Annotated in this window: 24 protein-coding genes; 12 read left to right on the forward strand and 12 right to left on the reverse strand. The window is 64.0% G+C overall.

Annotated features, from left to right (window positions below):
* Positions 1 to 151 precede the first annotated feature (151 nt).
* Complete coding sequence (locus PVW46_RS05915) at positions 152 to 1,792, forward strand: calcium-binding protein (protein WP_069211162.1); 1,641 nt, start codon at positions 152 to 154, stop codon at positions 1,790 to 1,792.
* On the opposite strand, the gene PVW46_RS05920 is transcribed toward PVW46_RS05915, so the two are convergent.
* Together PVW46_RS05920 and PVW46_RS05925 are read right to left on the reverse strand one after the other, a co-directional pair.
* Entirely contained in the window at positions 1,789 to 2,661 is an 873-nt protein-coding gene (locus PVW46_RS05920) for a ribokinase (RefSeq protein ID WP_069211163.1), read from the reverse strand. The genes PVW46_RS05915 and PVW46_RS05920 overlap by 4 nt on opposite strands.
* A 50-nt stretch (positions 2,662 to 2,711) precedes the next feature.
* Positions 2,712 to 4,967, reverse strand: a complete 2,256-nt coding sequence (locus PVW46_RS05925) for an NADP-dependent malic enzyme (protein ID WP_043142818.1) — start codon at positions 4,965 to 4,967, stop codon at positions 2,712 to 2,714.
* A gap of 137 nt (positions 4,968 to 5,104) precedes the next feature.
* Between PVW46_RS05925 and mutS the strand changes: the two genes are divergently transcribed.
* Entirely contained in the window at positions 5,105 to 7,720 is a 2,616-nt protein-coding gene (gene mutS / locus PVW46_RS05930; protein WP_274575209.1) for a DNA mismatch repair protein MutS, read from the forward strand.
* A gap of 133 nt (positions 7,721 to 7,853) precedes the next feature.
* Here mutS and PVW46_RS05935 read toward each other — a convergent pair whose 3' ends face one another.
* Together PVW46_RS05935 and hrcA are read right to left on the reverse strand one after the other, a co-directional pair.
* Positions 7,854 to 8,414: a nucleotide exchange factor GrpE gene (locus PVW46_RS05935; RefSeq protein WP_043143115.1), complete on the reverse strand. Its 561-nt coding sequence runs from the start codon at positions 8,412 to 8,414 to the stop codon at positions 7,854 to 7,856.
* 11 nt (positions 8,415 to 8,425) lie between these two features.
* Positions 8,426 to 9,490, reverse strand: coding sequence for a heat-inducible transcriptional repressor HrcA (gene hrcA, locus PVW46_RS05940; RefSeq protein ID WP_043142824.1), 1,065 nt, complete (start codon positions 9,488 to 9,490; stop codon positions 8,426 to 8,428).
* 112 nt (positions 9,491 to 9,602) lie between these two features.
* Between hrcA and rph the strand changes: the two genes are divergently transcribed.
* From rph to hemW, 3 genes are read left to right on the forward strand one after another with little or no spacing between them, the layout of a single operon-like run.
* Positions 9,603 to 10,316, forward strand: coding sequence for a ribonuclease PH (gene rph, locus PVW46_RS05945; RefSeq protein WP_043143117.1), 714 nt, complete (start codon positions 9,603 to 9,605; stop codon positions 10,314 to 10,316).
* Entirely contained in the window at positions 10,313 to 10,930 is a 618-nt protein-coding gene (gene rdgB, locus PVW46_RS05950; RefSeq protein WP_069211165.1) for an RdgB/HAM1 family non-canonical purine NTP pyrophosphatase, read from the forward strand. Before rph ends, rdgB begins: the two co-directional genes overlap by 4 nt.
* Positions 10,920 to 12,086, forward strand: coding sequence for a radical SAM family heme chaperone HemW (gene hemW / locus PVW46_RS05955; protein ID WP_274575197.1), 1,167 nt, complete (start codon positions 10,920 to 10,922; stop codon positions 12,084 to 12,086). The genes rdgB and hemW overlap by 11 nt, the downstream gene beginning before the upstream one ends.
* A gap of 3 nt (positions 12,087 to 12,089) precedes the next feature.
* Here the strand turns inward: hemW and PVW46_RS05960 are convergent, their stop codons facing one another.
* From PVW46_RS05960 to rho, 6 genes are read right to left on the reverse strand one after another with little or no spacing between them, the layout of a single operon-like run.
* Positions 12,090 to 13,004, reverse strand: coding sequence for a ParB/RepB/Spo0J family partition protein (locus tag PVW46_RS05960; RefSeq protein WP_069211167.1), 915 nt, complete (start codon positions 13,002 to 13,004; stop codon positions 12,090 to 12,092).
* A gap of 22 nt (positions 13,005 to 13,026) precedes the next feature.
* On the reverse strand, positions 13,027 to 13,836 hold the full coding sequence (locus PVW46_RS05965) for a ParA family protein (RefSeq protein WP_069211168.1): 810 nt from the start codon (positions 13,834 to 13,836) through the stop codon (positions 13,027 to 13,029).
* Positions 13,829 to 14,446, reverse strand: a complete 618-nt coding sequence (rsmG, locus tag PVW46_RS05970) for a 16S rRNA (guanine(527)-N(7))-methyltransferase RsmG (RefSeq protein ID WP_139132414.1) — start codon at positions 14,444 to 14,446, stop codon at positions 13,829 to 13,831. Before rsmG ends, PVW46_RS05965 begins: the two co-directional genes overlap by 8 nt.
* Complete coding sequence (gene mnmG / locus PVW46_RS05975) at positions 14,443 to 16,320, reverse strand: tRNA uridine-5-carboxymethylaminomethyl(34) synthesis enzyme MnmG (RefSeq protein ID WP_069211169.1); 1,878 nt, start codon at positions 16,318 to 16,320, stop codon at positions 14,443 to 14,445. The genes rsmG and mnmG overlap by 4 nt, the downstream gene beginning before the upstream one ends.
* 3 nt (positions 16,321 to 16,323) lie before the next feature.
* The gene (gene mnmE / locus PVW46_RS05980) at positions 16,324 to 17,601 is read right to left on the reverse strand and encodes a tRNA uridine-5-carboxymethylaminomethyl(34) synthesis GTPase MnmE (RefSeq protein ID WP_069211170.1); all 1,278 of its coding nucleotides are present in this window, start codon (positions 17,599 to 17,601) and stop codon (positions 16,324 to 16,326) included.
* A 7-nt stretch (positions 17,602 to 17,608) separates the two neighbouring features.
* Positions 17,609 to 18,880, reverse strand: coding sequence for a transcription termination factor Rho (rho, locus tag PVW46_RS05985; RefSeq protein ID WP_274575203.1), 1,272 nt, complete (start codon positions 18,878 to 18,880; stop codon positions 17,609 to 17,611).
* Positions 18,881 to 19,401: 521 nt separating this feature from the next.
* On the opposite strand from rho, the gene PVW46_RS05990 reads away from it, so the two are divergent.
* Genes PVW46_RS05990 through dnaQ form a run of 4 tightly spaced genes read left to right on the forward strand, consistent with a single transcriptional unit; the run spans position 19,402 to position 22,145 of the window.
* Positions 19,402 to 20,001 carry a Maf family protein gene (locus PVW46_RS05990; RefSeq protein ID WP_043143121.1) on the forward strand — a complete coding sequence of 200 codons (600 nt, stop codon included), beginning with the start codon at positions 19,402 to 19,404 and terminating at the stop codon, positions 19,999 to 20,001.
* Entirely contained in the window at positions 19,998 to 20,831 is an 834-nt protein-coding gene (locus tag PVW46_RS05995) for a shikimate dehydrogenase (RefSeq protein ID WP_069211171.1), read from the forward strand. The genes PVW46_RS05990 and PVW46_RS05995 overlap by 4 nt, the downstream gene beginning before the upstream one ends.
* Positions 20,828 to 21,421, forward strand: coding sequence for a dephospho-CoA kinase (gene coaE / locus PVW46_RS06000; protein ID WP_069211172.1), 594 nt, complete (start codon positions 20,828 to 20,830; stop codon positions 21,419 to 21,421). The genes PVW46_RS05995 and coaE overlap by 4 nt, the downstream gene beginning before the upstream one ends.
* Positions 21,414 to 22,145 (forward strand): DNA polymerase III subunit epsilon, encoded by a 732-nt coding sequence (gene dnaQ / locus PVW46_RS06005; RefSeq protein ID WP_043142853.1) that lies wholly within the window; start codon positions 21,414 to 21,416, stop codon positions 22,143 to 22,145. The genes coaE and dnaQ overlap by 8 nt, the downstream gene beginning before the upstream one ends.
* Before the next feature lie 13 nt (positions 22,146 to 22,158).
* Here the strand turns inward: dnaQ and secB are convergent, their stop codons facing one another.
* A complete protein-coding gene (secB, locus tag PVW46_RS06010; protein WP_043142856.1) occupies positions 22,159 to 22,647 on the reverse strand; it encodes a protein-export chaperone SecB in 489 nt (162 codons plus the stop codon).
* 55 nt (positions 22,648 to 22,702) lie between these two features.
* Entirely contained in the window at positions 22,703 to 23,203 is a 501-nt protein-coding gene (locus PVW46_RS06015; protein WP_069211173.1) for an FxsA family protein, read from the reverse strand.
* Between the two features lie 105 nt (positions 23,204 to 23,308).
* Between PVW46_RS06015 and PVW46_RS06020 the strand changes: the two genes are divergently transcribed.
* The 3 genes from PVW46_RS06020 to PVW46_RS06030 are packed head-to-tail and all read left to right on the forward strand — an operon-like array spanning position 23,309 to position 25,604.
* Complete coding sequence (locus PVW46_RS06020) at positions 23,309 to 23,971, forward strand: Tim44/TimA family putative adaptor protein (RefSeq protein ID WP_069211174.1); 663 nt, start codon at positions 23,309 to 23,311, stop codon at positions 23,969 to 23,971.
* Positions 23,968 to 25,008: an MltA domain-containing protein gene (gene mltA / locus PVW46_RS06025; RefSeq protein ID WP_083242472.1), complete on the forward strand. Its 1,041-nt coding sequence runs from the start codon at positions 23,968 to 23,970 to the stop codon at positions 25,006 to 25,008. The genes PVW46_RS06020 and mltA overlap by 4 nt, the downstream gene beginning before the upstream one ends.
* Positions 25,005 to 25,604, forward strand: a complete 600-nt coding sequence (locus PVW46_RS06030) for a Smr/MutS family protein (RefSeq protein ID WP_069211175.1) — start codon at positions 25,005 to 25,007, stop codon at positions 25,602 to 25,604. Before mltA ends, PVW46_RS06030 begins: the two co-directional genes overlap by 4 nt.
* Positions 25,605 to 25,701 lie beyond the last annotated feature (97 nt).

The raw sequence follows: 25,701 nt of genomic DNA on the forward strand, positions 1-25,701 counted from the left end.
ACCGGGCTGACGGCGGATGATTTCGTGCTGTGACATTGGGCACACGAGCCAGGGGGCGCTGCACGCCCCCTTGGTATCATTGAAGATTTCGGGCCATGCGCTAGACAGTCTGGTTGTAGACACAAGCATTGACGCGACAGGACAGGATTTCATGGCCCAGATTTTCCAGACCACCGATACCAGCGCGACCGTGACCGCCACCAATGGCGACACGCTGACAATTCTCGAAGGCATACAGGTCACTCCCAGCGCCGTCGCGGTGCAGATGGCCGATGGTTCGTCGACCCAGACGCGGCTTTTCAACAACGGCGATCTTTTCGGGACGGTCCAGATCAACACAGCCTACGCCGAGATCGTCAACAACGGCACCATCCAGGCCGGTATCGACAGCGCCTTTGTCCTGGATACGCCCTCGTCAGAGCCGGGGGCGCGGCTGCACATCTACAACTATGGCAACGTGATCGCCGCCGATGACGTGATCGACCCCTCAGGCGCGCAATCCTCGGTGGACCTGCAGGTGGTGAACCACGGATTGATGAGCGCAACGCGACTGGGCGATCTGCTGCCCGGCGGCGGCGACCTGTCGAACGCGATCATCGTGAACTACGGAGAGATGCGCGGTTCTATACTGGACCTGTCGTCCGATTCCGGCGGTCGCCTGACCAACCTGGGCACACTCGCGGTGGATCGCATCATCTTTGCCACCACCAGCAGCGCCTTCCTTCCGGGGGTCTTCGTCAACCACGGAACGATCATCGGCAAGAACGGCATGTCGGCCCAGATCGAGTTCAGCAATGAAAACGACCGCATGATCAACACCGGGACGATCACCGGCACCGTCAACCTTGGCGACGGTTTCGATCTTTATGACGGCATGGGCACAGGTCAGGTTGTCCAGGCGAACTTTTCCGGAACGGTCAGCGGCGGCAACGGGAACGACACGCTCAAGGGTGGCAACTTTCCCGATTTCCTGTCGGGCGGCAACGACGACGACCTGCTGATCGGGCGCGGCGGCAACGACACGTTGAGCGCGGGATCGGGCGACGACATCGCCTTTGGCGGCGACGGAGACGACGACCTGCGCGGACAGAGCGACAATGACACCCTCAACGGCAACGCGGGCGACGACCTGATCTCGGGGGACGATGGCAACGACGTTCTGGTCGGTCAGGCGGGCAGCGACAGCCTGTATGGCGGCATCGGGGACGACACGCTGGACGGGGGCAGCGACGACGACGTCCTGGAAGGCGGCGATGACAACGACATCCTGCGCGGCCAGGCGGGCAATGACACCCTGCGGGGCCAGAACGGCAACGACCTGCTGAACGGTCGCGATGGTGCCGACGAACTGGACGGCGGCGAGGGCAACGACACGCTGGACGGCGGGTCGGGCAACGATGTGCTGGAAGGCGGCGATGGCACCGACGTCCTGCGCGGCCGCGATGGCGAGGATGAGCTGGCCGGCGGGCTTGGCCTCGACTTCCTGACCGGGGGACAGGATGCGGATGTCTTCCTGTTCCGCACCACCGCCCAGGCCGGTCTGGGTGCCCAGCGTGACCAGATCCTGGATTTCGAACAGGGGATCGACATCATCAACGTGGTCTCGATGATCCCCGGTGTCTTCACCTTTGTCGGCACCGCGCCCTTTACCGGCGCCAACCAGATCCGGGTGATCGAGACGGCCGCCGGATCCAGCATCGTGCAGTTCAACACCGACGCCGACCTGGCCGCCGAGGCCGAGATCCGTGTCGCCGGTGTGACCGGGCTGACAGAAGATGACTTTGCGCTTTAACCGCCGAAGTCCTGAACGTCGCGGAGGTCGGGGATCACGTCCGCCGTGCCTTCGCGCGTGACCATGATCGCCCCGGCGATCATCGCCTGCCCGATGGCCTGTTCCATCGGCAGACCCCGGTCCAGCCCGGCAAGGACATAGCCGGTAAAGGTGTCCCCTGCCCCGGTCGTGTCGACCGGCGTGACCGCCACAGCCGGAAAGGCCCGTGTTTCTCCGGTGTCGGTGTTGTGCCAGCACGCGCCGTCCCCGCCCAATGTCACGATGACGTCGCGCACCGGCAACGCCTCGGGCGCCAGGCCGGTCGCCTCTTGCAACTGCCGCGCCTCGACCGCGTTCAAGAACAGCAGGTCCAGAAGCGGCAGAACCGCCTGCACCGCCTTGGCGTCAAAGGGCGCGGCCGCATAGGCCACCCGCATCCCCTTGGCCGAGGCCAGCTCCGCCGCCGCGCGCTGAGCGTTGGTCTCGTTCTGGGTCAGGAAGATGTCAGAGGCCCCTGCCCCGTCCAGTGCCTCGGCCAGGTGATCGGTGGAAATGGCATGGTTGGCGCCGGGATACAGGATGATCGTGTTCTCTCCGGCGTCATCGACGGCGATCAGGGCGTTTCCCGTGTCCTCGGATACAGTCGAAATAAACTGTGTATACACCCCATATTCCATCAGCCGGTCAACTGCCCAGGCGCCATCCGCCCCCACCGCGCCGATGTGTACGCAGCGCGCCGCCGCGCGGGCGGCGGCCACCGACATGTTGGCCCCCTTGCCGCCCAGCCCCCGGGTAAAGGACCGCGCGGCCAGGGTTTCGCCCGGAGCGGGCAGGTGCGGGACATGATAGAACAAATCCGCGTTGATAGAGCCGAGATTGAAGATCGTCATCAGGCACCTCCCATGCCGGTCTCTTGCCGGGCGACCGCCCCCTGCCCTGTCTAGCTGATCTTGGCGGCGGCGAGCACCGCCATGTTCAGGATGTCATTCGCGGTCATCGAGGTCGAACAGATCTGGATCGACTTGTCGACACCGGCCAGGATCGGCCCGATCACCGTCGCCCCCGCCATCTCCTGCATCAGCTTGACCGAGATCGAGGCCGAGTGCCGCGCCGGCACCACCAGGATGTTGGCCGGGCCGGTCAGGCGCTGGAACGGGTAATGCTCCTGCGCCTTGACGTTCAGCGCCACGTCCACGGTCATCTCGCCTTCGTATTCGAAACTGACCCCGCGCCGGTCCAGCACGCGCGGCGCCAGGTGCATCTTTTCGGCCCGTTCCGACACCGGGTAACCGAAGGTCGAAAAGCTGACAAAGGCCACACGCGGTTCCAGCCCCAGGTGCCGCGCCACGCCCGCCGCGCGTTCGGCGATGGTGGCCAGGTCTTCCTCGTTGGGCCATTCATGCACCAGGGTATCGGCAATCATCACGATCCGCCCCTTGTGCAAGAGAGCGGTGACACCCGCGGCCCCATGCGCCGCATCGGCATCGAACACATGGTTGATCAGCTGCATCACATGCGCCGATTTCCGCGTTGCCCCGGTGACCAGCCCATCGCCGTGCCCGTGCGCCAGCATCAACGAGGCAAAGACATGCCGGTCGCGCGCCGCAAGCCGGTGGATGTCCTGTCGGTCCATGCCGCGCCGCTGCAGGCGCTCGTAAAGAAAGGTCTTGTAGGTCTCCAGGTGGCGCGTGTTGGCGGCGTTCACCACCTCCAGCTCGCGCACCGCGTCGTGCAGGCCCGCCTCTTCGAGTTTCTGTTTCACGTCCGCGTCGCGCCCGACAACCAGCGCCTTGCCCAGGCCGGACCGCTGGTACATCACCGCCGCGCGCAGCACGCGCGGATCGTCGCCCTCGGCAAAGATCATCCGCGCCTGCGCCGACCGCGCCCGCGCGTTGATCGACCGCAGGATCGAGGCGGTCGGGTCCATGCGCGTCTGCAACATGTGCTCATAGGCTTCCATGTCGACGATGGGCCGCCGCGCCGCGCCCGTGTCCATGCCCGCCTTGGCCACGGCAGGCGGAATCCGGTGGATCAGGCGGGGGTCGAAGGGCGTGGGAATGATGTAGTCGCGGCCAAAGGTCAGCGTCTTGCCATAGGCCAGCGCCACCTCGTCGGGCACGTCCTCGCGCGCCAGTTCGGCCAGGGCCTGCGCGCAGGCGATCTTCATCTCGTCGTTGATGGCGCGGGCGTGGATGTCCAGCGCGCCCCGGAAGAGATAGGGAAAGCCCAGCACGTTGTTGACCTGGTTGGGATAGTCGCTGCGCCCGGTGGCAACGATGGCATCCACCCGCACCTCATGCGCGTCCTCCGGCGTGATTTCCGGATCGGGGTTGGCCATGGCAAAGATCACCGGGTTGTCGGCCATGCTGGCGACCATGTCCTGAGTGACCGCCCCCTTGGCCGACACGCCCAGGAAGACGTCCGCGCCTTTCATGGCATCCTCCAGCGAACGCGCCTCGGTCACGACCGCATGGGCCGATTTCCACTGGTTCATGCCCTCGGTGCGGCCCTGGTAGATCACGCCCTTGGTGTCGCACATGATGCAGTTTTCGTGCCGCGCGCCCATCGACTTGATCAACTCGAGGCAGGCAATTCCGGCCGCCCCGGCACCGTTCAGGACAATTCGGCAATCCTCGATCTTTTTCCCCGACAGGTGCAGAGCATTGATCAGACCCGCCGCGCAGATCACCGCCGTGCCATGCTGGTCGTCGTGAAAGACGGGAATGTCCATCTCTTCCTTGAGCCGCTGCTCGATGATGAAACATTCCGGCGCCTTGATGTCCTCAAGGTTGATGCCGCCGAACGTCGGCCCCATCAGCTTGACCGCCTTGCAGAATTCGTCCGGGTCCTCGGTGTCCAGCTCGATGTCGATGCTGTTCACGTCGGCAAAGCGCTTGAACAGCACCGATTTGCCTTCCATCACCGGCTTCGACCCCAGGGCGCCAAGGTTTCCCAGACCCAGGACCGCCGTCCCGTTCGAGATCACGGCGACGAGGTTGCCCTTGTTGGTATAGTCGTAGGCCAGTTCCGGGTTCGCGGCGATATCCTCGCAAGGCACGGCCACACCGGGCGAATAGGCCAGGCTGAGATCACGCTGTGTGGTCATCGGGACGGTGGCCTGCACCTCCCATTTGCCGGGCGTCGGTTCGAGGTGAAAGGCAAGGGCCTCTTCGCGGGTGAATCTGGCTTTGGACATGTCCCCTCCATCCGGCAGAATTTGCGGTTTTCCCCGCTCTTTACCCGTCTTAATGTCACGCGAAATCGCCGGGGGGAAGCTACGTGAGCGCTAACAACGCGGGAAAGAGTACACCACGGGATACCGCTGTCACGCCGATGATGGCGCAGTACCTCGAGATCAAGGCAAACCATCCCGATGCGCTGCTGTTCTACCGCATGGGGGATTTCTACGAACTGTTCTTCGACGACGCGGTGGCGGCCAGCGCGGCGCTGGACATCGCGCTGACCAAACGCGGCAAACACGCCGGGGACGACATCCCGATGTGCGGCGTTCCGGTGCATGCCGCCGAAGGCTATCTGCTGACCCTGATCCGCAAGGGATTCCGCGTCGCCGTGGGCGAACAGATGGAAACCCCCGAAGAGGCCAAGAAACGCGGCTCGAAATCCGTGGTCAAACGCGACGTGGTGCGGCTGGTCACGCCGGGCACCCTGATCGAAGATTCGCTGCTGGAGGCACGGCGGCACAATTTCCTGGCCGCTCTTGGCCACGTGCGCGGGGAATGGGCGCTGGCCTGGGCGGATATCTCGACCGGCGCGTTTCACGTGATGCCCCTGGGCCGGGCGCGGATCGGCGCCGAACTGGCCCGGCTGGCCCCCTCGGAACTGCTGTGCTCCGACGCGACAGAGGACACCCTGCGCGAGGTGCTGGGCGACCTCGGGATCGACCCCACGGTGCTGGGCGCCGCAAGCTTCGAATCCGGCGCCGCCGAGGGGCGGCTGTGCAAGCTGTTCAAGGTGCAGACGCTGACCGGTTTCGGCAGTTTCGACCGGGCCGAACTGTCCGCGATGGGCGCACTGGTCGATTACCTGGACATCACCCAGAAAGGCCGCCTGCCGCTGCTGCGACCGCCTCGGCAGGAACAGGTCAGCCGCATCCTGCAGATCGACGCGGCCACGAGGCGCAACCTGGAACTGACCGAAAGCCTGCAGGGCGGGCGCAAGGGCTCTCTCCTGTCGGTGATCGACATGACCGTGACCTCCGCCGGTGCGCGCCTTCTGGAACGGCGCGTCGCCTCGCCCTCGCGCGATCTGGCAGTCATCCACGAGCGGCTGGAGGCGGTGCGCTGGGGCGTCGAGGGACCGATGGCCGACATGCTGCGCGGCGCCTTGAAAGAGGTGCCTGACGTCGACCGGGCGCTGTCGCGGCTGGGGCTGGACCGGGGCGGTCCGCGTGACCTGGCAGCGGTGCGCACCGCGCTGGCGCAGGCCGGGCAGATCGCGGACCGGCTGTCGGGTGTCGACCTGCCGGACCTGGTGGCCCGGTCCTGCGCGGCGCTGACCGGGCAGGAGGCGCTTCTGGACAGGCTGGACGAGGCGCTGGTGGCGGAACCGGGCCTGCGCGTCAGCGACGGCGGCTTTGTCGCGCCGGGGTTCGACGCCGCGCTGGACGAGGCGCGCACGCTGCGCGACGAGGGCAGGGGCGTCATTGCCCGGATGCAGGGGGAATACGCGCAGGAAACCGGCGTCACCTCGCTCAAGATCAAGCACAACAACGTGCTGGGGTATTTCATCGAGACGACGGCGGTACATGCGGACAAGATGTTCGCCCTGTCAGAGCGTTTCATCCACCGCCAGACCACGGCGAACCAGGTCCGGTTCACCACCGTCGAACTGTCGGAACTCGAACGCCGCATCCTGAACGCCGGCAACGAGGCGCTGGAGATCGAGCGCCGCATCTACGAGGATCTGCGGGCCGAGATCATGGACCAGGCGCCCGCGCTGTCCGACCTGGCGCTGGGCCTGGCCGAGATCGACCTGGCGCTGGCCCTGGCGGAGCTGGCCCGGCAGCGGGACTGGTGCCTGCCAAGGGTCGATGACAGCCGCGCCTTTGCCGTCGAAGGCGGACGGCACCCGGTGGTCGAGGCGGCGCTGGCCGTGGCCGGCGAACCCTTCATCGCCAATGACTGCAATCTCAGCGCGGACGGGCAGGGGGCTGCCGTCACCCTGCTGACCGGCCCGAACATGGCCGGTAAATCGACCTACCTGCGGCAGAACGCGCTGATCGCGCTCCTGGCCCAGATCGGCTCTTACGTCCCGGCGCAATCGGCGCACGTCGGGCTGGTCAGCCAGATCTTCAGCCGCGTTGGCGCCAGCGACGACCTGGCGCGCGGACGATCAACCTTCATGGTCGAAATGGTCGAAACCGCCACCATCCTGAACCAGGCCGACGAGTGCGCGCTGGTGATCCTCGACGAGATCGGCCGCGGCACCGCCACCTACGACGGCTTGTCGATCGCCTGGGCGACGCTGGAACACCTGCAGGCGGTCAACCGGGTTCGCGGCCTCTTTGCCACGCATTATCATGAACTTACCGCCCTGGCGGGCAAGCTGGACGGGGTCCGAAACGCCACCGTGGCGGTCAAGGAATGGGATGGCGAGGTGATCTTCCTGCACGAGGTCCATGAAGGCGCCGCCGACCGCTCTTACGGCGTGCAGGTCGCCCAACTGGCCGGCCTGCCTGCCGCGGTCATCACCCGCGCCCGCGACGTTCTCGAGGCGCTGGAAAAGGGCGAACGGGAACGCGCCTCGCCCAAGGCGCTGATCGACGACCTGCCGCTCTTCTCAGCTGCCGCCCGCGCATCGGAACCGCCGGTGTCACGGCAAACATCAAAGATCGAGGAACAGCTGCGCGACATGACGCTCGACGACCTGAGCCCACGCCAGGCCCTGGATGCGCTTTATGATCTCAAGGCACTGCTGGACAAAGGCTGACACCCTGTCCGGCGGCTGTGCTTCTTTTTGGTCGAAATAGCCCCGGGGGGTCTGGGGGTCTAGCCCCCCAGCGCGTGCCACCCGCGCCACGCGGTCTTGATGCGCAGGGCGGGAAAACCCGCCATTCACCGGTTCAGGACGCGGGCATCGAGCTGACGCCAACCTGCGCGGGCCGCAACAGCCGGTCGTACAACATGAACCCCTCAGCCGAGACCTGGATGATCTCGCCCGCCTTGGTGCCCGGCACCGGGGCCTCGAACATGGCCTCGTGCTGTTGCGGGTCGAAGCGCTCGCCGACCTCGGGGGTGATCCGGGTCACGCCATGACGCTCGAACACCTTCAGCAGCTCTTTCAGCGTCAGTTCCACGCCTTCGACCAGCGCGGTCGAGGCGCCTTCGGATTCCTGCGCCGCGGTCAGCGCCCGGTTGAGGTTGTCATAGACCGGCAGCAGGTCGCGCGCGATGCGGGTGCCGCCATAGGCCTGCGCCTCGCGACGGTCCTTGTCGGCGCGCTTGCGGGCGTTTTCGGCATCCGCCAGCGCCCGCATGAACTTGTCCTTGTAGTCGTCCCGCTCGGCGCGCAGTGCGTCAATTTCCATCGCGATATCGTCGATTTCCTCGTTCAACCCGGCCTGCTCCTCGGCTTCGGCCGCGTCGATATCGTCGAGAAAATCATCCTTTTTCGGGTCTGCCATGCCTTCCACCTCTAACTCCGGTCGGCGATCATCCGCCCGACCAGCTGCGCCGTGTAATCCACGATCGGAACGATCCGGCCATAGTTCAGCCGGGTCGGGCCGATCACGCCCACCGCGCCAATGATCTTTCGGTCCGCGTTCATATATGGAGAGACCACCAGAGAGGAACCCGAAAGTGAGAAAAGTTTGTTCTCGGAGCCGATAAAAATGCGCACCCCTTCGCCTTCGTCGGTCAGTTCGAGGAACTCGGCGATGTCGCGCTTGCGTTCGAGGTCGTCGAACAGGCTTCGGATGCGTTCCAGTTCCTCCTGGGCCGAATCCTCTTCGAGCAGATTCGCGCGTCCGCGCACGATCAGCCGTTCGCTGCTGTCGCCGCTGCCATCCCAGACGGCGATGCCCGCATCGATCAGCGCGGCGGCCAGGCCGTCGATCTCCTGACGGCGCTTGGAAATCTCGGCCTGCATCGCCTTGCGCAACTCGGTCAGGGTGCGGCCCTCGGCCAGGGCATTGGTGAAATTCGCCGCCTCGCGCATCGCGCTGGGGGTCAGACCCGGCGGCGGGGTGAAAACCCGGTTCTCGACGTGACCATCGGCAAAGACGATCACCACCAGCGCACGGTCCTGCGCCAGGCTGACGAACTCGATATGTTTCAGCGGCGCCTCGTGTTTGGGTGTCAGTACCAGCGAGGCCCCATGCGTCACCCCCGACAGGGCCGATCCCACCGCATCCAGCAACCCCGAGACATCGCCAGCGTTGCGCCCCAGAGTCGCATCCAGCTTTTCGCGGTCCTGATCGTCGAGGTCGCGCACCTCCAGCAAGCCGTCGACGAACATCCGCAATCCCTGCTGCGTCGGGATTCGTCCGGCGGACACATGCGGGCTGTCCAGCAGGCCCAGGTATTCCAGGTCCTGCATCACGTTGCGGATCGTCGCCGCCGAGACCTTTTCCGACAGGGTACGGGTCAACGTGCGGGACCCGACGGGTTCGCCGCTGGCCAGGTATCCCTCGACCACGCGCCGGAATACCTCGCGCGAGCGGTCGTTCATCTGGGACAGGAGTTCGCGTGCCTCATTCATCTTCTTGCCCTCTGCGGCGCCATTAAAGAGCCTCTGGCCGGAACGTCAATCGGGGTTGCATCCGTGGGCTGCCGCTGTCTATCCCCTGCGTGACCATCAGGAAGGGATGACAATGCGACCGTCGGGACGAGATTTAAGCGAAATGCGCGCCGTTTCAATCGAAACGGGTGTGACCAAACATGCCGAAGGATCGTGCCTGATCCGCATGGGCGACACCCATGTGCTCTGCACTGCCTCGCTGGAAGAACGTGTGCCGCCCTTTATCAAGGGCTCGGGGCAGGGCTGGGTGACAGCGGAATACGGCATGCTGCCGCGCTCGACCTCCAGCCGGATGCGGCGCGAGGCACAGGCGGGCAAACAGGGCGGCCGCACGGTGGAAATCCAGCGGCTGATCGGACGCGCGCTGCGTGCGGGTGTTGACCGCAACGCGCTGGGCGAACGCCAGATCACCGTGGACTGCGACGTGATCCAGGCGGATGGCGGTACGCGTTGTGCCTCGATCACCGGCGGTTGGGTGGCCCTGCGGCTGGCAGTCAACAAGCTGATGAAGGCCGGGGACGTGATCACCGATCCGCTGGTGTCCGAAGTGGCCGCCATCAGCTGCGGGATCTACGCCGGGCAGCCGGTACTGGACCTGGATTACCCCGAGGACAGCGAGGCCGGCACCGACGGCAATTTCATCCTGCGCGGTGACGGGCGCCTGATCGAGGTGCAGATGAGCGCCGAGGGATCGACCTTTTCCCGCGACGAGATGGGCCGCCTGATGGACCTGGCGGAAAAGGGCGTCTCGGAACTGGTGGCAGCCCAGCGGGCCGCCGTGGCATGACCCGACGGTTCGAGGGCGACAAGCTGCTGGTGGCCACGCACAACCAGGGCAAGCTGGACGAGATCGCGCATCTGCTGGACCCCTATGGCGTGACCTGCGTGGGGGCCGCCGAGATGGGCCTGCCGGAGCCGGAAGAGACCGGGACGACATTTGTCGAGAACGCACGGATCAAGGCCCATGCCGCAGCAAAGGCCACCGGCCTGCCGGCGCTGGCCGATGACAGCGGTATCGAGATCGACGCCCTGGACAAGGCCCCCGGGGTCTATACCGCCGATTGGGCCGAAACCCCGCATGGCGGCCGCGATTTCATCATGGCGATGGGAAAAACCCATGACCGGCTGCAGGAGAGCGGTATACCGCAACCCTGGACCGCGCGGTTCTGCTGTACGCTGGTGCTGGCCTGGCCGGATGGCGACGACCTGGTTTTTCCCGGCGTGATGGAGGGCAGGGTGGTCTGGCCCATGCGCGGATCGCAGGGGCATGGCTATGACCCGATCTTTCAGCCGCAAGGCTATGACGTGACCTTTGGCGAGATGGACCGCTGGGAAAAGAACAAGATTTCCCACCGGGCGGATGCTTTCCGCAAATTCGTGGCGGGATGTTTTGACGCGTAACGCTCCGGAAAACTGGCAGATCGGCGGGTTCGGGCTTTATGTCCACTGGCCGTTCTGCGAGGCCAAATGCCCCTATTGCGACTTCAACAGCCATGTCGTGAAGCGCATCGACCAGGCCCGTTGGGCCCGGGCATTGGCGGAGGAGATCCGCCGGGCGGGGGCCGAGAGCCAGGGTCGGGTGCTCAGTTCGATCTTTTTCGGCGGCGGGACGCCTTCCCTGATGGCGCCGGAAACGGTGGCCGCCGTGATCGAGGCCGCGCGCGACTGCTGGACCTTTGCCAATGACGTCGAGATCACGCTGGAGGCCAATCCGCGTTCCGTCGAGGCGGGGCGCTTTGAAGGCTACGCACGCGCCGGGGTGAACCGCGTGTCGCTGGGCGTGCAGTCCCTGCGGGCCGAGGATTTGAAGCGGTTGGGACGCTTGCACGACGTCGACGAAGCGCGCGCGGCCTTTGGCGTCGCGCGGTCGGTCTTTGACCGGGTCAGTTTCGACCTGATCTATGCCCGCCAGAACCAGACGCTTGAGGACTGGCGCGCGGAACTGTCAGAGGCGCTGGAAATGGCCGTCGATCATATGTCGCTGTACCAGTTGACGGTCGAGGAAGGCACCGCCTTCTGGGACCGGGCGCGGGCCGGGGGCCTGCGTGGACTGCCGGAAGAGGACTTGGCCGCCGACATGTTCGAACTGACCCAGGAGCTTTGCCAGGCCGCCGGATACGAGGCCTACGAGGTGTCCAACCATGCCCGCCCCGGGGCGCAGTCGCGGCACAACCTGGTGTATTGGCATTACGGCGACTGGGTGGGTGTCGGGCCCGGCGCACACGGGCGGATCGGCAGCGGTGCCACGCGGCGGGCAACCGTCGCCTGGTCCGCGCCGGGCAAATGGTTGGAGCGGACCGAAGCCGGGAGCGGGCTGGAAAGCCGGGATCTCCTGTCCCTGGAAGATCAGGCTGGAGAATACCTCATGATGGGGTTGCGCCTGACTGAAGGACTAGATGTTGAGAGATTGCGGGCCCTGGACTATGGGATCGCGCCTGATGCCGCGATCCGAGACCTGCAGGGACTGGGTCTTGTCGAGCAGAACGGCCCGATGCTGCGGGCAACGGGGCAGGGGCGGCTTGTGCTCAACTCGGTGATTGCCGCCCTCCTGCCCTGACGCCTAACGCGAGGTGCTGAGCAAGCCGCAGAGCGCGTCCAGCTGTTCCAGCGTATCGTAGGAGATCGTCAGGCGCCCCGCGTCATCGCCGGGCTTGTGGTCGATCCGCACTTTCATGCCAAGCGCGGCGCTGAGATCCCCCTCGAGGGCGCGCGTGTCGGCATCCTTGTCCACCTGGAACGCCCCCTCGGGCGCCTTCTTGCGCGGCTTGGCCTCCGGGTTCATCTGCTTGGCCAGCTTCTCGGTCTCGCGCACCGACAGGCCCTTGGCCAAGACCGTCTTTGCCAATGCGTCCGGATCGGTCGCCGTGATCAGCGCCCGGGCGTGACCTGCGCTCAGCTGGCCCTCGGAGACCATCTCCTGCACGCCTTCGGGCAGGTTCAAAAGGCGCATCAGGTTGGCGATGTGGCTGCGGCTCTTGCCCAGGGCCTCGGCCAGTTTTTCCTGAGTGTGACCGAACTTGAACATCAGCTGACGATAGCCCGCCGCCTCTTCGATGGCGTTCAGGTCTGCCCGCTGGATGTTCTCGATGATGGCAACTTCGAGCACTTCGGTATCGTCGAAATCCCGCACGAGAACCGGGATTTCATGCCGCTGCGCCATTTGCGAAGCGCGCCAGCGACGTTCACCCGCGACGATTTCGAACTTGCCGTCTTCATGCGGAGAGGGACGCACGATCAGCGGTTGCAACACGCCCTTGGTCCGGATCGAGGCGGCGAGTTCGTCCAGTTGGGCCTGGGTAAAGCTGCGCCGGGGCTGGTCCGGGTTGGGGATCAGCGATTCGATGGGCACCATGCGGTCTGCCCGGCGAGGGCTTTCCGCCTGGGTGGTTTCCTGCGCCGGACCCACGTCTGCCATGAGTGCCGAAAGGCCGCGACCCAGGCCGCGGCGCGTATCTTTCTTGGGTTTCTCTGCCATGCCCGTCCTCTTTGACCGCCGTTCAGGCCGCCCGTTTGTCGTTTTTCTTCAGCAGTTCCTCGGCCAGGGCGCGATAGGCCTGCGCCCCTTTCGAGGATGTGTCGTAGGCCAGCACCGGCAGCGCGTAGGAGGGCGCTTCGGACACACGAACGTTGCGGGGGATCACTGTCGAGAACACGAGGTCCCCGAGGTTGGCCCGGGCATCCGCCTCGACATGTTGGGAGAGGTTGTTGCGGGCGTCGTACATCGTCAGGACGATGCCCTCGATCCGCAGCGATGGATTGGCGCTTTGGCGGACTTCGCGGATCGTCAGCATGAGTTGCGACAGGCCTTCGAGCGCAAAGAACTCGCTTTGCAGGGGGACCAGGACGGAATGCGCGGCGACCATCGCATTGACCGTCAGCAGGTTCAGCGAGGGCGGACAATCCACCAGGATCACGTCGAATCCAAAGTCATCCAGTGCGGGTTGACGCAGCGCATCATGCAGCAGAAAGCTGCGTTTTTCGTTGGAATACAGCTCGATATCTGCCGAGCTGAGGTCCACCGTGGCGGGGATGAGGGAAAGGTTATCGGTCGAGGTCTTGAGGATCACGTCGGCCGGGGAAACATCGCCCAGAAGCAGATCGTAGGTCGTCAACTCTCGGTCTTCGGGCTCGATCCCCAGTCCGGTCGAGGCGTTCCCCTGCGGATCGAGATCCACCACGAGAACCTTGTGCCCTTGTTCGCACAGCGCGGCCCCGAGGTTGATCGTCGTCGTGGTCTTGCCCACGCCGCCTTTCTGGTTGGCGATGGCGATGATTTTCGGACCCGGGGGGCGAGTCGGATCAGACATGGACGAGGTCTCCGATTTCCAGGACAACTGCGTTGGGGTTGGTTCTACTTGTATGCGGGGTGCAGGAGAATTGCCATTGGCTGCGTGCGTCTTCGAGCTCTTTTCCCCAGCTTTCGCCCTTCATGAACAATGCAGTCCCACCGGGGACAAGGTGGCGTGCCGCAAATTCCATCAGCTTCGGCAAGGGGGCGAGGGCACGTGCCGAAAGGACTGTCGCCTCTTGGGGTGCACAGGCCTCTATCCTCTGCGCGTGGACCTTGGCCGAAAGGCCGGTTTCACGGATGACACTGCGCAGGAAGGTCGCCTTGCGGGTGTCCGATTCGATCAGGCTGACGGGCACATCCGGCGCGTGTTCGGCCAGGAGGATCGCAACAACAAGCCCGGGAAAACCACCGCCGCTGCCGATATCGACCCAATGGCCCAAAGGCCGGGGGAGGACTGTCACCAATTGGGCGGAATCCGCGAAATGCCGGTCGACGGCCTCTGCCAGCGTGGCCCGCGCGACCAGGTTGATGCGCGGATTCCACTTGTTCAGTAGTGCCAAGTAGTGATTCAGGCGCTCCAGTGTTTCACGTGAAACATCGAGACCAAGAGTTTCAGACGTGATCATACCGCGTCTTTACGCAAATGCTGACGCAACTTGGCGAGAATCAAGGTCAAGGCCGCCGGTGTCATCCCGTCGATTCGACCCGCCTGAGCTATCGTTTCAGGCCGTGTCCGCGACAGCTTCATCTTCAACTCGTTGGACAGACCCTGCAGAGAATCGAAGTCAAATCCCACCGGGATTTCAACAGCTTCATCCTTTTTGAGAACTTCCACGTCCCGCGCCTGGCGTTCCAGGTAATTCGCGTACAACGCCTCCCGCTCCAGCTGCGCGGCTGTTTCCGAATCCAGATCCCCCAGACCCTCGTCCAGCTGCACGAGGGTTTGCAGGGAAACATCCTTGAACGACAGCATCTGGAACCCGCTTCGGCGAGCGCCATCCTGGTTGACGTTGATCCCGATGGTTCTCAACTGGTTGGGACTGAAAGACACCGCATCCAGTTTCTCCCGCCCAGCCGCAAGACGCTCCATCTTGTTTTCATAAGCGCCGCGCCGCCCGGCGGAAACGGTGCCGAGTGCAATTGCCTTGGGCGTCAGGCGCTGATCCGCGTTATCCGCACGCAAGGACAGACGGAATTCCGCCCGGCTGGTGAACATCCGGTAGGGTTCGCTGACGCCCCGCGTGGTCAGGTCATCCAGCATCACCCCGATATAGCTTTCCGTCCGCGAGAACTTGATCGCCTCTCGGCCTTGCGCTTGAGCCGCCGCGTTCAGACCGGCGACAAGACCCTGGGCGGCTGCTTCCTCATAACCCGTTGTTCCGTTGATCTGCCCGGCCAGGTACAGCCCCTCGACGTCACGCAAGCGCAATGTCGCCGCCAGGGCCCGGGGATCGACATAGTCATATTCGATGGCATAGCCGGGCTGCATGATCTCGACCCGTTCAAGGCCGGGAATGCTCCGGACATAGGCCTCTTGGATATCCTGGGGCAGGGAGGTCGAAATCCCGTTCGGATAGATCGTCGGAACATCCAGACCTTCCGGCTCCAGGAAAACCTGGTGAGAGGTCTTGTCCGCGAACCGCACCACCTTGTCCTCGATCGAGGGGCAATAGCGCGGGCCAACCCCTTCGATATGCCCGCCGTACATTGCAGAGTGGGACAGGTTGTCCCGGATGATTTCATGAGTGCGTTCCGTGGTATGCGTGATGCCACAGGAAATCTGCCGCGCCTGCGGGGCAGGGGAGAGGAAGGAGAACATCACCGGGTCATCGTCGCCCGGCTGCATGTCGAGGCCGCTCCAGTCAATGGTGCGCCCGTCGAGACGCGGGGGCGTCCCCGTCTTCAACCGGCCAATCGGCAGGTCCATCTCTTTGATACGATCGGCAAGACGGACCGACGGGCGATCACCCATCCGGCCACCCGGCTTCTGAACATCGCCGATATGAATGATTCCGCGCAGGAAGGTGCCACTTGTCAGCACCGTCGACACCGCCCGGATCTCGGAGCCATCCGCCAGCGCTACGCCCTCGACGCGGCCACCGGACATCAGGAAGTCTACGACTTCACCCTCGATGACCTGCAGGTTTTCCGTACCCGCGATCTCGGCCTGCATCGCCTCGGCATATAACCGGCGATCCGCCTGGGCACGGGGGCCTTGCACCGCCGGCCCCTTGCGTCGGTTCAACAGGCGAAACTGGATTCCCGCTGCATCGGCAATCCGCCCCATGATCCCGTCCATCGCGTCGATTTCACGGACAAGATGTCCCTTGCCCAAACCACCAATCGCGGGGTTGCAGGACATGACCCCAAGATCTTGGAGGCGCAGGGTCACAAGCGCCGTGCGTGCACCCATCCGGGCCGAGGCCGCGGCAGCCTCGGTTCCAGCATGGCCGCCGCCCACGACGACAACATCAAAGGCCTCATGTTTCACGTGAAACACTCCTCACTTGCCAATGCAGAAGCTGGAAAAGATCTGGTCAAGAACCTGTTCGACATCCACGTGACCCACCAGCTGTTCCAAAGCCCGCAAGGCGATACGGACTTCCTCGCTGGTCACATCGTACACGTCGAGACCATCATTCAAAAGCACCTGCGCCTGTTCCAGATGGGTCAGACCCTCGGCCAGCGCAACCCTGTGCCGTTCGCGCGAGGCCAGCCCGGCGCCTTGCACCTCTTCGACCAGTCGCGCTTCGATCCGCGACAAAAGCTCGGGTACGCCAAGACCCGTCAGTCCGGACACACCCTGGCCAGCCTTGTCCCCCTTTGCGGTGATTACGATGTCGCCCTCGGCAACCGCCAGCATGGGGGTGTCCCCCTCGGGCACAAGGTGAACCCTCAGGTCGGCCGCACCGGCCCGTTCCCGGGCCCGCGCCACGCCAATCTGTTCGACACTGTCATCCGAGTCGCGCAGACCGGCCGTGTCCAGCAGGGTCACGGCCAGGCCTCCAATATCCATACGCACCTCGATCACGTCCCGGGTGGTGCCCGCGACGTCAGAGGTGATCGCCGCATCACGACCGGCGAGGTAATTCAACAGCGTCGACTTGCCCGCATTCGGCGGACCAACAATCGCCACCTCGAACCCCAGCCGCACCCGCTCTGCCGATTCCAATCCGCGCAGCTCACGCCGGATATCTTCGCTGACAGATTGCAGGAGATCGCGAACTTCGTCCGAGACATCCACCGGCACCTCTTCATCGACAAAGTCGATCGTCACTTCCAACAAGGACACGGCGCGCAGGATCTTCTCGCGCCATTCTCCCACGCGGGTCCCCAGCGCCCCGGTCAGCATCCTCAAGGCCTGCCGCCTCTGCTGCTCGGTCTCCGAGTCGATCAGGTCCGCCAAGGCCTCGACCTGACTCAGGTCCAGACTCTCGTTTTCCAAGGCTCGCCGGGTGAATTCCCCGGGTTCCGCCCCGCGCAGACCCGGCATTTCGCCTAGCTCCCGCAACAGCGCCTGAACCACGGCCACACTGCCATGCACTTGGAACTCGGCCACGCGTTCCCCGGTAAAGCTCGCCCCGTCCTCGAAGATCAGGATCAGAGCCTCATCCAGGAAATCCCCGCCCGCCGAAATCAACCGCCGGACAGAGGCCATGCGCGGGCGGGGCAGGGGTCCACCCAGCCGTTCCACTGCCGCCCAGGCAAGCGGCCCGGACACGCGCACAACCGAAACGCCCGCTTTCCCGACCGCGCTCGCCAGGGCAAAGATCGTGTCCATGACAGGATCAGCTGTTCATCGAATCGAAGAACTCAGTGTTGGTCTTGGTCTGTTTCAGCTTGGAAATCAGGAACTCGATGGCATCGGTCGTGCCCATCGGGTTCAGGATGCGCCGCAGGACAAAGGTCTTCTGCAGGTCGATCTTGTCCACCAACAGGTCCTCTTTCCGCGTACCGGACTTGAGAATATCCAACGCCGGGAAGACCCGCTTGTCCGCCACCTTGCGGTCCAGAACGATCTCGCTGTTGCCGGTGCCCTTGAATTCCTCGAAGATCACCTCGTCCATCCGGCTGCCGGTATCCACCAGGGCCGTCGCGATGATCGTCAGCGATCCACCTTCCTCGATGTTCCGCGCCGCACCAAAGAACCGCTTGGGCCGCTGCAGCGCATTCGCATCCACACCCCCGGTCAGGACCTTGCCCGACGACGGCACAACAGTGTTGAAGGCCCTACCAAGTCTGGTGATTGAGTCCAGAAGGATCACAACATCTCGTTTGTGTTCCACCAGGCGCTTGGCCTTTTCGATGACCATCTCAGACACGGCGACGTGCCGCGTTGCCGGTTCGTCGAAGGTCGAGGAAATCACCTCACCCTTCACCGACCGCTGCATGTCCGTCACCTCTTCGGGACGTTCGTCGATCAGCAGGACGATCAAGTAACACTCCGGGTGGTTCCGCTCGATGCTCGTCGCGATGTTCTGCAGCAGAACAGTCTTACCCGTCCGCGGCGGCGCCACGATCAGGCTCCGCTGGCCCTTGCCGATCGGGGCCACCAGGTCGATGATCCGCGCCGAACGATCCTTGATGGTCGGATCCTCGATCTCCATCTTCAGGCGCTCGTCGGGGTACAGCGGCGTCAGGTTGTCAAAGGCGATCTTGTGCCGCGCGCGTTCCGGCTCTTCAAAGTTGATCTCCGACACCGTCACCAGCGCAAAGTACCGCTCTTCCCCGTCCGGTGCCTTCATCTCGCCCTGGATCGAATCCCCGGTCCGCAGAGAGTATTTGCGGATCATGTCCGGCGAGACATAGATGTCGTCCGGACCGGGCAGGTAGTTCGCCTCGGGCGAGCGCAGAAAGCCGAACCCATCCTGCAGCACTTCCAGGACCCCGTCCCCGTAGATGACCCATCCCTCGTCCGCGCGCTCGCACAGGATCTGGAACATCATCTCGCCCTTCCGCATGGTCGAGGCGTTTTCGATTTCCAGTTCCTCGGCCATCGCCAGAAGATCCTTGGGGCTTTTGGCCTTCAGGTCGGACAGGTTAAGCTTTTCTTCGCTCATGGCACATAACGTGGTGCCCGGAGGCCCACACATCCTTTGTCTAACGGGAAAGATCGCCTTCGGACGAAGGCTGACGGTGCGTATCGCATTGCAGGGCTTCCCGTCAATGAAGATCGCGGAACACCCTTTCTTTAATAAATAGATAAAAGAAAAGGTTTATGAAGTGTTAGGGGCTCCCCGATCTGTGGATTATCGGTTTGTCCCCAGCCTTCCAAACAGGGAAAGACCTCGGGAAAACTCGCGGGATAGCACCGTGACGGTTTCGAACATCTTTCGATAGAGAACTTGTTTTCAAATGGTTAGCCCAAAATTCCCGAAGGTTCTCCATTCGGGATAACTCTTCTGACAAACCATTCTCTGGCCATCTTCGCACCAGGCACATCTTGTTCTTTCTCACAGCCTGATGAGTGCTGCACTGCGGGGGAAGACCGCCTGGTTCGCCCCCAGCCTTGCATGTGCCGCGCTTTTTCCTCAGAAACATCGACAAGCCTGCACACCGAATTTTCCCCGGTTTCATCCCCATGCCTGCCGATCTTCTTCTCGCCTCCAGCTCCGCGATCCGGGCCGACATGCTCCGCGCCGCCGGACTCGTGATCGAAACCGAATCGCCGCGCGTGGATGAGGACAGCCTCAAAGCTGCCCTCACCCTCGAAGAGGCCAGCCCGCGCGACATTGCCGACACCCTGGCAGAGGCCAAGGCGCGCAAGCTGGGGCAGCGCTACCCGGAAAAACTGGTGCTTGGCTGTGATCAGGTGCTCGACGCCAAGGGCACCACCCTGTCCAAGCCGCAAAGCCGCGAGGAGGCGCGGGACCAGCTCTGTCGGTTGCGCGGGGAAACCCACCGTCTTCTCTCCGCCGCTGTCCTCTATCACGAGGCCCAGCCTGTCTGGCGCCACGTCGGCACTGCCCGGTTGACCATGCGGCCTTTCTCGGACAGCTACCTCGATGACTACCTCGACCGGAACTGGCCGGATGTCGGTACTTCGGTTGGGGGCTACAAGCTCGAATCCGAAGGTGTCCGCCTCTTTGCCCGCGTCGAGGGCAACCATTTCACCATTCTGGGTCTGCCGTTGCTGGAACTGCTGGCCTACCTGACGAACAGAGGAACCATCGCCGCATGAGCCTCGCACGCATTCCGCTTGCCGCCGTCATCGGGTCCCCCGTGGCCCATTCCCGCTCTCCGCGCCTGTTCTCACATTGGCTGCAGACGCATGGTCTGCCCGGGCATTACGTGCCCATCGACGTGCCCGAGGACAAGCTGGCGGACACCCTGCGACTCCTGCCGCAGCTTGGCTTTGTCGGCCTCAATGTCACCGTGCCCTACAAGGAAAAGGTGATGCAGATCGCCGACAGCGTCTCGGACCGCGCCCGGCTGATCGGGGCCGCGAACACGCTGATCTTCCGCGAAGGCGGGCGCATCCACGCCGACAACACCGATGGCTACGGCTTCATGCAGAACCTGCAGCAGAATGCGCCGGACTGGGATCCGGCCTCGGGGCCGGCCACGGTCTTCGGGGCAGGGGGCGCGGCCCGCGCCGTGATCGCCTCCCTGCTTGATGTGGGTGTGCCGGAGATCCGGCTGACCAACCGCACCCGCCTTCGGGCCGAAACGCTGCGCGAGGATTTCGGCGACAAGGTGCAGGTCTTTGACTGGGTGCAGGCTGGGAACATCGTCGAGGACTGTGCCACCGTTGTGAACACCACCTCGCTGGGCATGACCGGAAAACCCCGGTTCCGCGTGCCGCTGGACGCGCTGACGCCCGATATGTTGGTGACGGACCTCGTCTATGCGCCTCTGGAAACCCGGCTGCTGGCAGAAGCGCGCGCACAGGGCTGTACTGTCGTCGATGGGCTGGGGATGCTCCTGCACCAGGCGGTGCCCGGTTTCGAACGCTGGTTCGGCGCCCGCCCCGAGGTTGACGAGGCGACGCGCCAGATCGTCCTGGCATGAGGTTCAAGCTTGGCCTGACCGGCTCCATCGGCATGGGCAAATCGACCACCGCACAGATGTTCGCGGATGCGGGCTGCGCCGTCTGGGACGCGGATGCGGCCGTGCACCGGCTTTACGGACCAGAGGGTGCCGCAGTTGCACCCATCGGGGAAATCTTTCCCCAAGCCATTGAAAACGATCAGGTTTCCCGCGACGCGCTGCGCAGGATCATCGCTGATGATGCCACTGCGCTGAAACGGATCGAAGAGATCGTGCATCCGCTTGTGCAAGAAGACCGGGAGGCATTCATCGCCGCCCATCCGCAGGCCATCGGCGTTTTCGACATCCCCTTGTTGTTCGAAACCGGCGGCGATGCACAAATGGACGCCACCGCCTGCGTGAATGTTTCCCGTGAAACGCAAGAGGCGCGCGTGCTTGCCCGGGGCACCATGAGCGCCGATGACCTGGCCCGCATCCTCGCGCGCCAGATGCCCAACGCCGAAAAATGCGCTCGCGCCACCTATGTCATCGAAACCGACACGCTTGAGCATGCCCGCGCGCAGGTCCAGGATGTGCTGAAGGACATCGAACAAAGGTTGCAACATGCGTGAGATTGTTCTCGATACGGAAACCACCGGGTTCGAGCCGGAACAGGGCGACCGCATCGTCGAAATCGGGGCGCTGGAACTGTACAACCACGTTCCCACCGGGCGCACTTATCACCAGTACATCAACCCCGAACGCGGGATGCCGGACGAGGCCTTTGGCGTCCATGGCATCGGGCCCGACCTGCTGGAACCGCCGCGCCCGGCCAAACCCGGTGAGATTACCCTGCGTGACAAGCCGGTCTTCGCCAAGATCGTGGACGAATTCCGCGCCTTCATCGGTGAGGATGCCAAGCTGGTCATCCACAACGCCTCGTTCGACGTGAAATTCCTGAATGCCGAACTGCGCTGGGCCAACCGCCCGCCCCTGGCCAAGGATTGCGCCATCGACACGCTGGACATGGCACGGCGCCGCTTTCCCGGCTCACCTGCCTCGCTCGACGCGCTTTGCCGCCGTTTCAGCATCGACAACTCCTCGCGGACACTGCACGGCGCGCTTCTCGACTCCGAAATCCTGGCCGAGGTCTACCTTGAACTGATCGGGGGAAAGCAGCCGGACTTCGGCTTGTCGTCCCAAGGATCCGGCGGTGGCGGAGCCGGGGCCGAACCGCTCTGGCGCCCGCGTCCGCGCAGCAATCCGTTGCCCAGCCGACTGACGGAAAAGGAAAAGGCGGCTCACGCCGCCTTTGTCGAAACACTCGGGGAAGAGGCGCTCTGGCTGAAAAGCTGAGCGCCGGAACTCCTCAGGCCGGGGCCTGGTCGCCCTGTGCCGCCTGGCGACGCGCGATCTCGTTGCGGTACAGTGCCAGGAAGTCGATCGTTTCCAGGTTCAGCGGCGGGAAACCACCGTCGCGCGACACGTCCGAAACGATCCGGCGTACGAAGGGGAACAGCATCCGCGGGCATTCGATCAGCAGGAAGGGATGCAGCTGGTCCTCGGGAACGTTCTCGATCGAGAAGACACCGGCATAGTCCAGTTCCAGCAGGAACAGCATGTCACCGGTCGATTTGGCCTTCGACTCGATCTTCAGCTTCATCACCACTTCGTACTGGTTGTCGGCCGTGCGCTTCTTGGCGTCCAGGTTGACCTGCACCTGCACATCGGGCTGAACCTCGCCGCTGACACCTTTCTGGGAAAGGATGTTCTCAAAGGACAGGTCGCGAATGAATTGGGCCAGAATGCTCATCTTGGGCGGCTGAGGCGCCTGCCCGTTGCCGTTGGTATCTGCCATGTCGGGTCTCCCGTGAAAATCTCAGCGCGAGGCATAGCAGCGCCCGCGCAAAGCCTCAATGCCTCGTCCAGCCCGAACCGGGGTGATTGGGGGCCTTCTCCTTTGGAACCTCGGAGAACTCGCCGTCGATCACGTCGCCCTGGCCGGATCCGGCACGGGGATCGGGATAAACCGGGCCGCGCGGGTCCGGTCCCATCTGGAACCGGGTCACATGCACCCGCCGACGCAGCCAGGCAAAGACCGCCGTACGCACCGGCGGCGCCAGCAGGGCAAAGCCTACCGCATCGGTAAAGAACCCCGGCGTCAGCAGCAGCGCGCCCGATACAAGGATCATCGCCCCATGCGCCAGCGGCTCGCTGGGATCGTCCAGGTCGGAAAAGCTGCGGCGCAGGTTGTCCATCGCAAGCCGCCCCTGTGCCTTGACCAGCCAGGTCCCGATCACTGCCGTCAGGACGACCACCGCCAGCGTCGGCCACAGGCCGATCAACCCGCCCACCTGGATGAACAGGGCGATTTCGATCAGCGGGACCATGAGAAAGGCCAGGAACAGCCACATGGGAAGATCCTCCATATCAGGGCGGGGCAGGTAGACTCACCCCAACGCCTCACCTACATAAGGATGCAAGCAAGATCTTTAAACGCTGCCTGCAAAGAGGTGCCGATGAACTCTCCCATCCTCCAGCTTCTGGTCCTGGCCGGAATCGCCATTTTTCTCGTTCTGCGCCTGCGGAGCGTGCTGGGCACCCGGGAGGGGTTCGAAAAGCCGCCAGCACCGGCGCCAAACGACGATCGCCGCCGTTCCGCACGCGACTTCGAGGTGATCGAAGGCGGCCCAGACCATGACATCATCGACCACGTCGCCGAGGACAGCGATGCCGCCAAGGCCCTCGCCGCGATGAAACGGATCGAACCGCATTTCTCGGTGTCCGAGTTCCTCTCGGGGGCCCGCGGGGCCTATGAAATGATCCTCATGGGTTTTGAACGCGGCAATATCGAAGACCTGCGGCCATTTCTCGCGGATGACGTCTATCAGACCTTTGCCGAGGTCGTGGAACAGCGCGAACAGCAGGGCCTGACCATCGAGGCCGAATTCATCGGTGTCCGTGAACTGACGCTCGCCGATGCCACCTTTGACGAAGGTTCGCGACTGGCAGAGATTTCCGTGCGCTATGTCGGCGAGCTGACCTCGGTCGTCAAAGATGCGACGGGCGAGGTGATCGAAGGATCGCCCACCGCGGTCAAGCGTCAGAAAGACGTCTGGACCTATGCCCGCAACATGGGCAGCGATGACCCCAACTGGCAGCTTGTCGCCACGGACGAATGACGCGCCTTCTCCTTGCGATCACATTTGCGATATCCCTCATGACCGGCCCCGCCTCCGCAGAGACGGGGCCGCGTTATGACATCCTGGATTTTGCCGATCTGCAGGGATGGGCCGAGGATGACCATGCTGCGGCCCTTGCCGCCTTTCTGGAAACCTGTGGCGATCTCGACGATCCGGACTGGTCCGCGCTGTGCGGCCTGGCCCGCGAAACCGACGATGCGCGCGGATTCTTCGAACTGCTGTTCCGCCCGGTCCTGATCCGGGATGAGGCGGAAATGCTGTTCACCGGCTATTTCGAACCGGAACTGAATGGCGCGCCCTACCGCAGCAGCACCTACCGATACCCGGTCTACAAGATGCCGCCTGAGGCGCGCGCCAGCCGTCCCTGGCTCACCCGGCGCCAGTTGCTCACCTCCGGCGTGATGGAGGGCAGGGGCCTTGAAATCGCCTGGGTCGATGATCCGGTCGAGCTGTTTTTCCTGCAAATCCAGGGGTCTGGCCGTATCCGCTTTCCGGACGGGCGGATGATCCGCGTGGGCTACGGCGGCGCCAATGGCCACCCTTATCGGTCCGTCGGCCGGGAACTGGTGCGGCGCGGTGTCTATACCGCGCACCAGGTCTCGATGCAGGTCATCGCCAACTGGGTGCGGCGCAACCCGGTCGCGGGGCGTGAACTGCTCTATCACAACGCGGCTTATGTCTTTTTCCGAGAGGTCAGCGAGGTGCCGCCGGAAAAAGGACCGCTGGGCGCGATGAACCGCTCGATCACGCCGCTGCGCTCGGTCGCCGTCGATCCCCGCTATACGCCGCTGGGTGCGCCGGTCTGGATCGAAAAGGCGGGCGCCGACCCGATGAACCGGCTGATGATCGCACAGGACACCGGCTCTGCCATCAAGGGGGCGCAGCGGGCCGATATTTTCTATGGAACGGGTGACGAGGCCGGCCGCATCGCCGGGCGCACCAAGGACGGCGGGCGCATGATCGTTCTCATGCCGATCCAGCGTGCCTATGCGCTCTTGCCCGAACCGGTGCAATGACCCGGCGGCGCAAGCTACGGCCCGAAGAGCAGGAGCTCTGGCAACAGGTCGCCCGAACCGCAGATCCGCTGCACAAGCGGCCCGCCCGCAAGTCGGAAGAGGCCAAACCCGCGCCAAAACCGCTGACCTCCGGAAAGGAGACGCCGCGCGATCCGCTGTCGCCCTTTACGATGGGGGACAAATCCGCGCCGCGGACCCAGACCCATATCTTTCCGAAAACCACCGCCGACCATTTGCACGAGGCGCCCGTGCGCATGGACGCCAAGGCCTTTACCCGGCTCAAGCGCGGCAAGCTGGTGCCCGAGGCCCGCATCGACCTGCACGGGATGACCGTGGACCGCGCGCATGGCGCCCTGGCGCAGTTCATCCTGAATGCCCATGCCCGGGGATTTCGGCTGGTGCTGGTCATCACGGGCAAGGGCCAGCGTGAAGACCCCTATGACCCCATGCCCCGCCGCCGCGGTGTCCTGAAGACGCAGGTGCCGATGTGGTTGCAGATGCCGCCCTTGGCGGGGGCTGTCCTACAGGTCTCGCAATCGCACCGCAAACACGGCGGCGAGGGCGCCTATTACGTCTATCTCAAGCGCCGCCGCTGAGCTTGTTCCGGGCCCTGCGTGGATGCCGGGTTAACGATGTCTTGCCGCTTTGTACGAAATGCCGGAAACGACGTACAAAACGTACGTTTTGTACAAA

Origin of the sequence: Mameliella sp. AT18 (assembly GCF_028807275.1) — a bacterium.
Classification (GTDB): Bacteria; Pseudomonadota; Alphaproteobacteria; order Rhodobacterales; family Rhodobacteraceae; genus Antarctobacter; species Antarctobacter albus.